This window comes from Hymenobacter lapidarius (assembly GCF_001816145.1).
Lineage (GTDB): Bacteria > Bacteroidota > Bacteroidia > Cytophagales > Hymenobacteraceae > Hymenobacter > Hymenobacter lapidarius.
The window spans coordinates 33,222-46,455 of record NZ_MDZB01000153.1 but is presented as its reverse complement, the minus strand read 5'-3'; the positions used below and the strand labels follow the sequence as shown (position 1 = coordinate 46,455).

The 13,234-nt window shown below is 61.7% G+C and carries 10 protein-coding genes and 1 pseudogene; 6 read left to right on the top strand and 5 right to left on the bottom strand.

Annotation, left to right across the window (positions count from 1 at the left end; genetic code table 11):
- Positions 1-6: 6 nt before the first annotated feature.
- Entirely contained in the window at positions 7-663 is a 657-nt protein-coding gene (locus tag BEN47_RS17705) for a response regulator (RefSeq protein ID WP_070730292.1), read from the bottom strand.
- Between the two features lie 255 nt (positions 664-918).
- Here BEN47_RS17705 and BEN47_RS17700 point away from each other — a divergent pair, with 255 nt between their 5' ends.
- A complete protein-coding gene (locus BEN47_RS17700; protein ID WP_070730290.1) occupies positions 919-1,569 on the top strand; it encodes a LuxR C-terminal-related transcriptional regulator in 651 nt (216 codons plus the stop codon).
- 71 nt (positions 1,570-1,640) lie between these two features.
- Here the strand turns inward: BEN47_RS17700 and BEN47_RS17695 are convergent, their stop codons facing one another.
- Positions 1,641-2,168 carry a KdsC family phosphatase gene (locus tag BEN47_RS17695; protein WP_070730288.1) on the bottom strand — a complete coding sequence of 176 codons (528 nt, stop codon included), beginning with the start codon at positions 2,166-2,168 and terminating at the stop codon, positions 1,641-1,643.
- A gap of 161 nt (positions 2,169-2,329) precedes the next feature.
- On the opposite strand from BEN47_RS17695, the gene BEN47_RS17690 reads away from it, so the two are divergent.
- The gene (locus BEN47_RS17690; protein WP_070730286.1) at positions 2,330-3,262 is read left to right on the top strand and encodes a Cif family virulence factor; all 933 of its coding nucleotides are present in this window, start codon (positions 2,330-2,332) and stop codon (positions 3,260-3,262) included.
- A gap of 130 nt (positions 3,263-3,392) precedes the next feature.
- Here BEN47_RS17690 and BEN47_RS17685 read toward each other — a convergent pair whose 3' ends face one another.
- The 3 genes and pseudogenes from BEN47_RS17685 to BEN47_RS17675 form a co-directional block, all read right to left on the bottom strand.
- Entirely contained in the window at positions 3,393-3,716 is a 324-nt protein-coding gene (locus BEN47_RS17685; RefSeq protein WP_070730284.1) for a 2Fe-2S iron-sulfur cluster-binding protein, read from the bottom strand.
- A 109-nt stretch (positions 3,717-3,825) separates the two neighbouring features.
- A pseudogene (locus BEN47_RS17680) lies at positions 3,826-4,841 on the bottom strand (NAD(P)/FAD-dependent oxidoreductase).
- A gap of 157 nt (positions 4,842-4,998) precedes the next feature.
- The gene (locus BEN47_RS17675) at positions 4,999-5,433 is read right to left on the bottom strand and encodes a hypothetical protein (RefSeq protein ID WP_070730282.1); all 435 of its coding nucleotides are present in this window, start codon (positions 5,431-5,433) and stop codon (positions 4,999-5,001) included.
- Between the two features lie 530 nt (positions 5,434-5,963).
- On the opposite strand from BEN47_RS17675, the gene BEN47_RS17670 reads away from it, so the two are divergent.
- The 4 genes from BEN47_RS17670 (at position 5,964) to BEN47_RS17655 (ending at position 12,978) form a co-directional block, all read left to right on the top strand.
- Positions 5,964-7,301: a hypothetical protein gene (locus BEN47_RS17670; protein WP_125921766.1), complete on the top strand. Its 1,338-nt coding sequence runs from the start codon at positions 5,964-5,966 to the stop codon at positions 7,299-7,301.
- A 15-nt stretch (positions 7,302-7,316) separates the two neighbouring features.
- Positions 7,317-7,727 (top strand): hypothetical protein, encoded by a 411-nt coding sequence (locus BEN47_RS17665; RefSeq protein WP_070730277.1) that lies wholly within the window; start codon positions 7,317-7,319, stop codon positions 7,725-7,727.
- A 174-nt stretch (positions 7,728-7,901) separates the two neighbouring features.
- Positions 7,902-9,380 carry a hypothetical protein gene (locus tag BEN47_RS17660; RefSeq protein ID WP_070730274.1) on the top strand — a complete coding sequence of 493 codons (1,479 nt, stop codon included), beginning with the start codon at positions 7,902-7,904 and terminating at the stop codon, positions 9,378-9,380.
- Positions 9,381-9,570: 190 nt separating this feature from the next.
- A complete protein-coding gene (locus BEN47_RS17655) occupies positions 9,571-12,978 on the top strand; it encodes an acetate and sugar kinases/Hsc70/actin family protein (protein ID WP_070730272.1) in 3,408 nt (1,135 codons plus the stop codon).
- Positions 12,979-13,234: the final 256 nt, after the last annotated feature.

Sequence of the window (13,234 nt, the reverse complement as noted above, 5' to 3'; positions counted from 1 at the left end):
AACCCTTTACGAAATAAGCCCGCGGCTCACGGCCAGCTTAATGAGTGCCGCCGTGTTCTTGGCCTGGGTTTTGGCGATAATGTTCTGGCGGTGGGTTTCGATGGTGCGCTTGCTGGTGAAGAGCTTATCGGATATTTCGCCGTTGGTAAGGCCCTCGGCGATGAGCTTGAGCACCTCCAATTCGCGGGCCGTGAGGTCGGCCGTGGCAACGCCGTCGGTGGAAATAAGGGGAGTGCCCGGCGCATGCGCAACGGCTTTGTAGAGCATGCTCATCCCAATTTCGGTGCACAAAAACGAGTTGCCCGCTGCCACCGTCCTGATGGCGTGGGTGATTTCGTTGATGGTCGCATTTTTCAGCACGTAGCCCGAGGCCCCGGCTTCGAACATGCGCGTCACGTAATTTTCGTGGTCGAGCATAGTGAGTACCAGCACCCGCACTTCCGGAAAGCGCTGGCGTACCTCCGGCACAGTGGCAAACCCGTCGAGCACCGGCATCTGCACGTCCATCAGCACTACGTCGGCAGGAGTCGTTTCGAGCAGTGAGAGGACCTCGGCACCGTTGCTGGCTTCTCCCACCACTTCCAGGTCGGCGTCGGCCGAAAGCAGGGCCCTGATGCCGTCGCGCAGAATGGTGTGGTCGTCAGCGAGCAGAATACGAATCATGGCCAGTGGAAAAGGAAGTGCAAAGTTGAGGAGAAATAACAGAGTTATGCCCGTCCCGTATACGCAAAAAAGACTCCGTATTTGTACGAAAATAGCCCTTTTTGGTCCTGATTTACTGGTATTAATACGGCTTTTGTGTACGTAATCCAGATGTAGGCGGGTGCGCTCTGTACTTTCGAGGTGGTGAAAATTAATTTCTCGGCAAATACTCCGGCGAATTAAAAACTCTGGTCTACCTGCACTGTCTTCCCGCTTATGATTCGCTTACTGCTAACCGATGGCCACGCGGCCGCCCGCGAGGAACTGCGCCTCGGGCTGGCCACGGCGCCGGGCCTGGAGATAGTGGGGGAAGCCGGGACCGGCGATGAGCTGCTGGCGCTGCTGGCCAGCGCGGCGCCCACCGTAGTGCTGCTCGATTTAAACCTGCCCGGCCCCGATGCTTTCGCGCTCTTGCCGGCCCTACGGCGGCAGTACCCGCAGGTGCGCGTGCTGGCCCGGGGTGACCAGTCCAACGAGCACTACGTGAGCCGCGCCTTCGACCTGGGCGCCCACGGCTACCTGCTGGCCAATTCCCTGCCCATGGAGCTGCGGCACGGCCTGGCCACCGTGGCCGCGGGGCGGCCTTTTTTGTGCACCGCCATCGGGCTGGGCCTTGTGGGGCATTTCTACGCCGAAAGCCCTGCTTCGAGCGACGCTGTGCGCTCGACCCTGGGCTTGAGCAAGCGCGAAATGGAAGTGCTGGGACTCGTGGGCGAGGGCTTCACCAACGCCGAAATAGCCGCCAAGCTCTTCACCAGCAAGCGCACCATCGAAACCCACCGCCAGAACATTATCACCAAAACCAACACCAAGAACACCGCCGCCCTCATCCGGCTGGCCGTGCGCCAGGGGCTGCTGCCAGAATGAGGTGAAGTATGGGTGGTTTGATGTTTCGGCTACGCAGGTGCTGTCATTAATGCGTCAAAATCAGCACATTGCTATTTTGCGTGTGGCTGGTTTACGCCCTCGCTGCCCTGCGCGGCAATGATGAATTCGGCCAGCTCGCGGAAGCACCCGTGGCCGCCGGCCGCCTGGCAGTGAAAATCGGCTTCGGCGCGGGCAAACGACGTGGCATCGCCGGGACAGGCGGAGAGGCCCACGAGGCGCAGGATTTCCACGTCATTAGTGTCGTCGCCGATAAAGGCCACTTCCTCGGCCCGCAGGCCGGTGCGCACCAGGATTTCGGCCAGGCAGGCGGGTTTGTCCTTGATGCCCAGGTGTAGCTCCTCAATTTGCAGTTTGGCCGCCCGGGTGCGCACCGACGGCGACATTTCACCCGTGACAATGCCCGTGGCAATGCCGCAGTCGCGCAGCCGGACCACGCCCATGCCATCGCGGATGTGGAAGCGCTTCATTTCCTCCCCGCGCTCGGAATAATACACGCCGCCGTCGGTGAGCACGCCGTCGCAGTCGGTGAGTACTAAGCGGATGCGGCGGGCGCGGGCCAGGAGTTCGGCTAGTTTCATAAAAACAAGAATAAGCGGATGCCAGAAGGGGGAAAAAGCGGCCCTGTCGCTGCAATGCAGGCGCAAGAACGGCAAGAATGCGCAAACCTGAGGCAAGTCGAAATTATGATTATCCCGGAAATCGTATCTTCGCTATAGAAAGACTGCTACGATTGTATCCTATGAAGAATCAATTGACTATCGGGCTGGCCCTCGCCCTCGCATTACCGGTTACGTCACACGCGCAGTCGGCACACGATGCCGTGGTAGCTGCCGAAACGGCGTTTATTGCCACGGCCGCGCAGGCCAGCACCAAGGCCGCGTTTCTAGCCCACGCCGCGCCCACGGCCCTCGTAGCCGAGCAGGGCAAGTGGGCCAATGCCCAGGAAGTGTGGAAAAGCCGCCCGGCCCAGTCCGGCAGCACGCTGGCCCGGTACCCTGTGCTGGCCGGTGCCGCCCAATCCGGCGACTTGGGCTATACCACCGGCCCCTGGACTTCCTTCCAAGACGACAAGCCGCAAACCACCGGCGAGTACGTGACCGTGTGGCGCAAGCAGCCCGACAGCAAGCTGAAAGTGGTGGTGGACATGGGCATTGAGCGCGTGGGTACCGCCCCGGCCAAAACCGCCAACGTGCCGCAGCCGCGCCTGCTGCCGGCCGCCGCAGTGCCCAGCACCGCCCCCTCGAATATTGTGCTAGAAGTTGACCGGAAGTTTGCCGCGGCCGAGCTGCTCAAGCCCGGTGCTACTTACCAGCAGTACCTCAGCTCCGAGGCCCGCCTGTACCGCCCCGGCCTGAGCATGATGCAGGGAGCTGCGGCCGCCGCCAACATGAAAAACCTGGACGGCGGCTACCTGTTCGTGGTCGTGGATGGCTACCTGGCTGCTGCCGGCGACCTGGGCTATGTGGTGGGCACCCTGCGCCGCCCCGGCACCGCCAAGCGCCCCGAAGAGAACGGCACTTACCTGCGCATCTGGCGCCGCGAGGCCGTGGCCGGCTGGCGCGTGGTGCTGGAAATTTTCAACTTTGCACCCAATGCCAATGCCACTGCTGATGCGGTTCCGGCCAGTACACCGGCAGCCGCATCAACCACCCCGGCTGACATGAAGAAATAAGTTGGTTGGCATACTAACCACATGAAAAGCCCTCATCTGCGCAGATGAGGGCTTTTTTTAGGGTTTCTGCGTTACGGCGTCCGGGTGTGCGCCGCAACAAAAACAGCAACCAACGGACTCTGGTTTGGGCCTACGCTCCGGGAGCCAGGCGCACCACCAGCCCGTCGGTGCGGGGCGTGAGGCGAATCTGGCAGCTCAGGCGGCTGCCCAAGTGCACCACGGGTAGGGTTTCGAGCATGTCCAGTTCGTCGTCGCTGGGCTCCGGGAGGGCTGGGCCGGCCAGCACTTCTACGTGGCAAGTGGCGCACAGCGCCATGCCGCCGCAGGTGGCCATGATGTTATAGCCGCTGGCTTTTAGCAGCTCCATCAAGCTCAGGCCCATATCGGTGGGGCCGATGAGCTCCGTGCGTTGGCCTGGCGCTTCCTCGACGTAGATGCGGATATCTTCTTCCATAAAAGTGAAATGGTGAAATGGTGAAATGGCAAGGCAGTGAGTTTGATGTTCCGTCTGCGCAGGTAGCGCGGCTGGAACGTCAAACTCACCATTTTACCATTTCACCGCCTCACATAGAGGGAGCCCCGTTTACCGTCGTGTATTTGAGGGTGTATTTTTTGTCGGGGTAAATGTATTTGAACGCGCCCTGGCACATGAGCGCGGCCTCGTGGAAACCGCAGAGAATGAGCTTCAGCTTGCCGGGGTAGGTGTTGATGTCACCAATAGCAAACACGCCGGGCAGCGAGGTGCTGTAATCCACGGTGTCGACCACAATGGCGTCGTCGGTGAGCTCGAGGCCCCACTCGCCGATGGGGCCGAGCTTGGGCGTGAGGCCGAACAGCGGAATGAAGTGGTCGAGCGGCACGGTTTCGGCGGTGCCGTCGTTGCCGGTAATGGTCACTTCGGCCAGCTTGCCGTTGCCGTGCAGGTGCGTCACGTTGGAGCTGAGCACCAGCTTGATTTTGCCGGCGTCGGCCAGCGTTTTCACTTTCTCGGCCGAGTCGGCGGCGCGCGGAAAGTGGTGCCGCGGTGCACCAGGGTCACATCGGCCGCTACATTGGCCAGGAAATTGGTCCAGTCCAGGGCAGAGTCGCCGCCGCCGGCGATGACGATTTTCTGGTCGCGGAAATACTCGGGGTCGCGCACCATGTAGTGCACGCCTTTGCCGCCCTCAAACTGCTCGAGGTTTTCCACGGCCGGCTTGCGCGGCTCAAACGAACCCAAGCCGCCGGCAATGGCCACGGCCTTGCAGTGAATTTCGGTGCCGTCGGTGGTGTAAAGCTGAAACGAGCCGTCGTCGAGCTTAGCAAACCGCTCCACCCGCTCGCCCAGCGTGAAGGTGGGGTGGAAGGGCTCAATCTGCTTCATGAGGTTATCGACCAGGTCGCCGGCCAGAATCTCAGGAAAGCCCGGAATGTCGTAAATCGGCTTCTTGGGATAGATTTCGGAGAGCTGGCCGCCGGGCTGGGGCAGGGCATCTACTACGTGGCAGCGAAGCTTGAGCAAACCGGCTTCGAAAACGGCAAATAAGCCGACCGGGCCGGCCCCGACGATGCAGATGTCGGTGGAAATAGTATTGGGCATAATAGCAAATAGTGCCTGACGAGGCGCCGAGTGAAAAGCGGCCGCACCCTTTGAGGAGCTGTTCGGCAAAGGTACGGTCCGCAACCGGGGCCGCCAACGACGTCCCGGGTAGTAACAATCGCGGCGCCCAAATCGTTGGCTGCTACCCAATATTGGGCTAGCGTAGCACGGCGGCGTGCACGGGCACCAGCGCGGGCTCCACGCCCACGTCGTCCAGGAACTGCACCGCCTCCCACACGGTCAGGAAGTGGCGCACGGGCATGGCCTGGGCCGTGGTCACCCCGTCGCAGCCGCGGCGGGTAGACAAGCCGGGCACGTGCACCTCGGCTACCATGCTCACCCCGCGCGCCACTATCATCTGTTCCACGGCCTGGAAAATGGTTAGCAGGGCCTGGTTGCACTGGTTCACCACCTGCATGTCGCTGAGAATGCTAAACCCCGGACGTACTTCAGATAGTGCCCTCGTCCAGTCTTCCAGGTAGTCAGGCAGGGAAACGGCCTGCTGCATCTGCCCAAAGTTTTGGTAGAACAGCCGGTTTTTCTCGTATTCAACAGTAATCTGGTACTCGGGTCGGGCAGCAATAACACGCATATCTTCAATCAATACATATAGCAACGCGCGTCCGAATAACTATCCAGAACTCGGTGAGCTGGCAATATTAGTACGTAGAACGTTACCGTTGTTCGGCAAATATATTAATATGAGGTGGCTAAGCTATGCGTAAGCTGCGCGTGGTAATGGAGCGACGTACCGCTCGCAGCTCTGGTGCATGGCTTCGCGGACTTCGCTGTCATTAATTCAAAATCAGCTTTTAGCAGGTACACTGGTTGAGTTTAAAAAGTGAGCGCCACCCAAAAAACCGGAAGTGCCGCTTGCAGGATATAATATTTCCGGTGACGGGAGCTACTACCGGACAGCAATCGCCGCGGCCAGTTGGCGGGCATTGCCAGAAGCATAAAACAGGGTGCCACCTGCCCAGCCCTTACGGGAACATGTAGGTTTGCAGAAGGGCATGTACCAACACCTGCCTCTGACACGTTGTAAGCCCGACGGATTTCGGCCGGGCGGCCATCGGCTGCGTAATGCCTATACTTCGGCCCAAAACCTCGTTTTCTCTGCTTATGCCATCATTTGTTTCCGTGGGGCCGCGTGTGCGGCGGTTTTCTCATCGTTTGGGTTTTGTCGGCGGGCTCCTCGGAGCGCTGCTTCTGAGCAGCTGCGGCTCCGAAGAGCCCGCCGATACCAAGTCGGGTAGCCCTGGCAAAAGCAGGAAGCCCGCCGCTACCGCGCCGGCTGCGACTGAAGCCGCGCCGCTCCGGGTTAATGTTTTTCTGGAATATTCGGGGGGCATGAAAGGCTTTGTGCCCCGCGGCGGCGCAAGCAAGCCGGCCACCGAGTTCCAGCAGCGCATTGGCGCGCTCATTACCGAAACCCAGGTGAGCGGGGCCATTGCCGACCGTAAATATTATCTCTGCGAAAACGCGGCGCCCCGCGCGGTGCCCTTTCAGCAGCTGCGCGACGTGGTGCAGGGCGAAGTGAACCAGGCCGCCCTGGGCACGGAGCTGCCGCAGATGCTCGAAGGCATCCTCAATATGCCACAGGCCACGCAGCAGGTGAGCGTGGTGATTTCTGACTTTATCTATGGGCCGGCGCGCAAGTCCGATTTCTCGCAGCTGCCGAACCTGATTCGCACCTCTATTGCGCCCGTGAGCCAGAAGCAGCTGGCCGTGGCCGTTTTCGGCGAAACGTCGCGCTTCTACGGCACCTACCACCCGGCCGTGAAAACGCCCGCGACCAAGCGCACGCTCGATGGCGAGAAAGTGCCGTACTACGTGTGGGTAATTGGGCCGCCCGCGCTGGTGGCGCGCTACACGGCCGAGGTATTCAAAAATGCCCCGGCCCAGCAGGCGTTTTTTGGGTTGAAAACGAGCACGCCCGTCTTCGTGCCCCTGCTCACCAAGCTCACGGACCCCAAATTAAAGCCGAGCGGGGGCACCGTGTATGCTGAAAACAACGGCCTGACCCTGAACCCTTCCGACGACCCGGTGGACTTTTCGGTTGGTATAAATTTAGGGGAATTGCCCGCGGCGTGGCAGAAACCAGCGTTTTTGGCCCAACATATGCAGGTGCGCCTGCCCAACGGCCAGGCTGCCCTGCTGCCGAACTCGGTGCGCCTGCTCACCGACGACGAGCAAAGCGGCCAGCCGGTGTTGGCGCCCTACACCCACGTAATGCGCCTGCGGGTGAGCAAGCTGGCCGCTCCCACGGCTACCCTCAGCCTGGCCCTGCCCGCCCCGGAAACGCCGGAATGGGTAGCGGCCTGGTCGACCACCAACGACAATACCCCGGCCCCGCGCACGTTTGGCCTCGACCAGATTCTGACCGGCGTGCGGCAATCGTACCCAAGCCCGCTACCGGCCGTATTCACGGTTCAGCTTCCCCTCAAAAACGACAAATAACCTGCTTGCTTTTCTATGCAAACCTTCTTCACTAGCCTGTACTCGGCCCTGATTTCCATCTTTCAAAGCCAGCGCCCGGCCGACTTCGGCTTGTATAAAACCGACCTGTTTTCGCTGGTTGGGTGGAGCACGCTTGGCGTGGCCCTCCTGCTGGTGCTGGCTTTCTATTATCTATTCAATTCGGCCCTGCGCACGGGCATGTTCCGCACCACGCACTGGGTACTGACGCTGGCTCTGGCCGCGGGCCTGGGCACGCTGCTGGCCAACACGCTCAGCAAAAGCCACGGCGCCGAAGGCAGCAGCTACCTCGGGTATTTCATGGTGGTAAACTTGCTGGTGGCCGCGCTGTGGTTCCTGTTGTTCTCAGTGCTACTCAAGCGCTGGAGCACCTACGCCCGCACTACCCCGTTTGTGGGCCCTCTTTAAGACGAAACCTCACCCCTGCCGGGCACGGCCCCGGCCCCTCTCCAAAAGAGAGGGGAGCCTGATGCTTTTTGGGTGGTGATTTTGAAATTATCAACAGAAACAACCATGCTGCTGAGGCTCCCCTCTTTTTTGGAGAGGGGTCGGGGGTGAGGTTCTCACGTTAGAAACAAACAAATGCCTAAACTCTTCATCTTTGCCGTGGGCGGCACCGGAGCCCGCGTGCTGCGCTCGCTCACCATGCTGCTCGCTTCGGGCGTGCGCATTCCCCATTGCGACCAAGTGGTGCCCGTGCTCATCGACCCAGATACCCAAAATGGCGACGTGACCCGCACCGTGGCCCTGCTCAAGCGCTACGCCCGCATTCACGAGGCCCTGTACGGCGATGGCCAAAAGGAGAAGGAGGGCTTCTTCAGCCAGCCCATGAACACGCTGGCGCACCTCAACACCGGAGGCTCGGAGGAGCTACGCGACTCGTTCGTGTACGACTTCGGCGGCATCAGCCAGCCGTTTCGGGACTACCTGAAATACAACGACCTCTCGGTGGAAAGCCAGGGGCTGGTCGATTTGCTGTTTACGCAGGACAGCCTCGCGGCCAATCTGGACGTGGGTTTCCGCGGCTCGCCCAACGTGGGCTCGGTGGTGCTGAACGCCGTGGTGCAGTCCAAGGAAATGCGCTACCTGGCGCAAAGCCTGCAGGACGGCGACCGTGCCTTTTTCATCAGCTCGATATTTGGGGGGACCGGCGCGGCCGGTTTCCCGCTGCTGGTGAAGAACCTGCGCGATGGTAACTCGCAGCTGGCCCACCCCGAAGTGCGCCGCCGCATGAAAGCCGGCGCGCTGGTCATGCTGCCATATTTCAAGCTACAAGAGCCTTCGGTGGACGAAAAAGCCGCCGGCCAGGACTTCATCGACTCCAATACCTTCATCACGAAGACCAAAACCGCGCTTTCGTACTATGCCGACAACCTGCAGGGCCTGGAGGCTATGTACTACCTCGGTGACCAGCCGGGCCAGCCGCTGGCCAACCACCCCGGCCGCGCCGAGCAGCGCAACCAAGCGCACCTACTGGAGCTGCTGGGCGCCCTCGCGGTGCCGCACTTCATGGAAGTGCCCGACAACCAGCTTGACACCAACCAACCCCTTTACCACGAGTTTGGCCTGAAAGCCGACAGCCCGGAAGTAGACTTCGGCCAGCTGCCCCCCGACCTGCGCCAGGAAGTGGCCCGCCCGCTGATTCAGCTGCATTACTTCGCCCGCTACTTCCTCAAGCACACGCCGGACGACGCCAAAGCGCCCTATTACGAAGCCGGCAACCTATCGGCTCAGCTGCGCAACAACCGCGCCCTGCGCGAGCTGAGCGACTTTTTCGGGGACTACAATGAATGGATTCGCGAGCTGGGCGTGAACCAGCGCCGCTACACCGCCATCCGCGCCGAGGAGATGGACTTCAACAAAATGGTGGCCGATAAAACGGTGGAAACCGGTATTTTCAGCAAAGGCATCACGCCCGGCTACTTCCGGGATGAGCTGACCAAAGCCGTGGGCAAAGCCACGTTGTCGAATCCGACCGAAAACGAGGCGCTGCGCTGGGTGGTGAAGGCTTTTGAAGAGGCCACGGGCGAGATTCTTGACAAGAAGCTACAGTATTCGTAGCCACGGAACCTCACCTCACCCCCAGCCCCTCTCCCGCGGAGAGGGGAGCCAGACACAATCTTGCTTAAAATAAACTAGAATCAATTTTAGAGGTCATTTGCGCCTACCGAAATTCCTCTCGGCTCCCCTCTCCACGGGAGAGGGGCCGGGGGTGAGGTTACCGCCGGCCGCGCCTCTCTCAACATAAAACATGGCTAAAATCCTGCGTTTGCACGATACCGGTTCCAGCACCCACGAGGGTTGGGGCCCGACTGGTAAAATCGGTCCCCACGAGGTGGAGCGGCTGATGGACCCGCAAGGCGGCCGCGCCGCCAAGGTGGCGGTGTCCATCCCGTCGCCCTTTGCCCGGATGCACCTGGTGGAAACGGCCCTGCGCTTTGTGGGCCAGGGCGGTGCGCACCAGGATTCAGTGTACCACCAGCTGGTGAGCCATTTCTGGGACGTATGGGAAATGGTGTTCAACTACCACCAGCGCAAGCTGGCCAGCCAGCGCCTGCAAATCCGGGCCTGGCGCAAAGACGAGGAGCTGGCCAAGCTGCGTGCCAACCCCGGCACCCGGCCCCTGGCCGATGTGCTGAGCCTGTACCTCGACGGCCGCTTCGCGAAGCTGACCGAGATGCACCTGATTTATTTCCCCGGCGCCAACGGCGTGCCGCAGCTCATTGGCGGCACCTCGCCGCTCACGCTGTTTTTTCCGGCGCCCAACGTGAAGCCCTTGCCCGTGCAGCGGCCCCAGGGCGGCGGCTATTATTTTGATAATCAATACGTGGCGCTGGCCAGCCGCGAGACCGCGTTCCGCGACTTCGTGTACCAGCAGTTTGTGGGCGACCCGGCCCTGATGGCCCTGGCGCCGCTGGTGCGTGACACCCTTGACCGTGGCATTCTGCAGAAGTGGGCCATGGACGGCAGCGCCAACCTCGGCACCTTCCCGGTGCTCACCGATGCCTCCAACAACCAGATTGACGTGGCCGGCGTGCTGCTGCGCGTGCGCTCCGATGAGGGCACCGTGCGCAATTCCGACCTGTTTATCCGGCCCAGCAAGCCCGGCGTGGCCGGTCCGCTGCCCATCGTGCTGCGCCCCGGCCTGAAGGCGGTGGGCAAGCGCTACTTCAACGAAACGATGTTTGCCGACAGCGGCGCCATTATTCCCGCCTCCGACCCGCGCCCGCTGAAGGAACGGACGCTGCCCGGCCCGGAGCTGCCCTACCCGTACCTCACGGTGAACGACTTGCTGGAAGAAACGCTGCTTACCGTGCCTTACGAGGTCGATGAAACGCGTTTTTACTGCGGAAACCTGAAAATTGCGCCCGGCTTCAAGCCCAGCACCTGGCCGCTGCTGCCACTCAAGCCGGCTTACTTCGACTACTTCTCGGCCCAGGATTTGGCCGAGCATCTGAGCCTGGAGCTTGACCCGGCCTGCGTGCGCGTGAAACTGCGCGTGCCCGTGAGCGGCGGCGACTTTGTGGACTTTGAGCGGGCCTATTATTCCAACCCGCAGGGCGACAACGTGGGTCGCCTGCTGGTGACCAACGTGGCCCTGTCCATTTTTCCCTTCGTGAAGGTGGCCGATGCGCCGCAGTACAACGACTTCTACAAAATCATGCTGGTGGATGCCAACAACATCGACCCGAGCATGGTGACCAAGAAAGTCGACCTGAAATTCTGGGTGGATGGCCGCCCGCTGGGCGAGACCGGCACCGGCCAGAGCGCCACCCGCTACGAGCGGACGCACAAGACCGGCCAGGACGAAGGCAGTACCTATTTTGAAGTGCGCGGCACCCATTTCGACTATCTGGAAGTGCTGAATCCGGCCCCGGCGGCCGGCGCCGCCCTGATTATTCCGCGCTGGCCCGAGGTGCGGCAGGGCACGAAGGAATTCCGGTTTGCCATCGACTTCGGCACCACCAACACCCACGTGGCCATGCAGGATAGCCCCGGCCAGGAGCCCAAGCCCTTCAGCTTTGGCCTGACCGATACGCCCGTGGCCCTGCTGAAAAAGAGCACCAACGAGCCCGACCGCAGCGCGTACGAGCGCCTGTACCGCGGCATCGACGACGACCCGGCCAACTTCGTGCAAATCAAGCGCTGGCAGCAGTATCAGGAGCGCGAATTTGTGCCGCCCATTATTGGGGCCGACAGCTCGCCGTACGCCTTCCCGGCCCGCACGGCCACCTACGAAGCGCCCAACTACGCTACCCAGGAACTGAGCGTGCTGGGCAACATCAACGTGGCCTTCGGCATCATTACCGAGGAGCAGCGCCGGCCCAACTACCACACCAACCTGAAGTGGGACAACAGCCTGAACCAGGCCAGCACCAACCGCGTGCGGGCTTTCTTCCAGGAAATCCTGCTGCTGTGCCGTGCCAAAGCGGCCATGAACGGTGCTAATCTGAGTGCCACGCAAATCACTTGGTTTGCCCCGTTGAGCTTCTCTACCTACCAGCGCAATCTGTACCAGCGCGAGTGGGACACGCTGTTCCACAGTATTTTCCACACAACCAACTCCATGCCTTGCATGGTGGAGAGCACAGCCCCGTACTACTACCTCACCCGCCGCAATATCGTGACGCTGGGGCCGGGCGAAAACGCGGCCTTCATCGACATCGGTGGCGGCACCACGGACGTGCTGCTGTACGCCGACCGCAAGCCGGTGCTCAGCACCTCGTTCCGCTTTGCCGGCAACGACCTGTGGGGCGACGGCGGCGCCGAGGTGCGCGGCTCGAAAGACAACGGCCTGGTGCGCTTCGGCGTGGCCGGGGTGCAGAGCGCGGTGCTCTCGCCGGCGGCCCGCCGGGCCCGCGAATACGTGCTGGTGGCCGAGGGAACCGATAATTTTGGCTCCGAAGACGTGGCCAGCTTCCTGTTTAACTACGACCAGCTGCTGGGCTTCAGCGAGCGGCTGCTGCGGGCCGAGCACCTGCGGGTGCTGTTCTACCTGCACTTCGGCACGCTGATTTATCACGTGGCGCAAGTGGTGGCGGCCAACGGCCAGCAGCTGCCGCGCTACCTGTGCTTCACGGGGCGCGGCAGCCTCTACGTGCGCCTGCTGGCTGCGGGCTCCAACCTGCAGCCGGTGGAGCGCCTGGCCCGCCTCATCATGGAAAAGGCCACCGGCCAGACTGTGCCGGCCGATTTCCGCATCAAGCTCGCCGATGACCCCAAGCAAACCACCGCCAACGGCGGCGTGCTAGCCACCGGCCAGATGCCGCAGGACCCGCCACTGGTGCGCCCGGTGGGCGTACTGCCGGATGCGGAAAACCTGCAGGCCGACAAAGGCGAACACCACCTGGAGGCTGCGGCCGTGACCGACGAAATCAAGCAGGCGGTATTGGCCAATGCCCGCGCTTGCCTGCAGCTGTTGCTCGAAGACCCCGAAGTGAAGCGCCTGCAAGCCGACCTGGGCGTGAAAAACGACCCCGGCCTGGTGATGGGCACGCTGGACCGCCACCTTGGCGACTCCTTCAACCTCTACCGCCAGCAATACGGCGAGGTGCTGCGCGACGGAGACACCATTCCCGAAACGCTGTTCTTCCTGCCGTTCAAAAACGCCCTGTATGAGCTATCCAAGGTGCTTCATGACGCGCAGCCGCTTAACTAGCCCGCCCGGTATGGGTAATCCATCATTGCTGGCCGGCTTCCCGCGCAAGAGAAGCCGGCCACTGCTGCTACTCGCGTTGCTACTGGGGTTGGGTGGTGGTGCGAGAGCGTGGGCGCAACCCGGGACCGGCTCCGAAGTGCCCGGTGCCGCTATCGATTCAACGGCGGTGGCTGGTGCGGAAGTAGTTGCCGAGCCTGCGTCAAGCTGGACCACGGCGTGGGCGGTACTGGGTGGCGTTGGCATTGGCGTGTTAGGT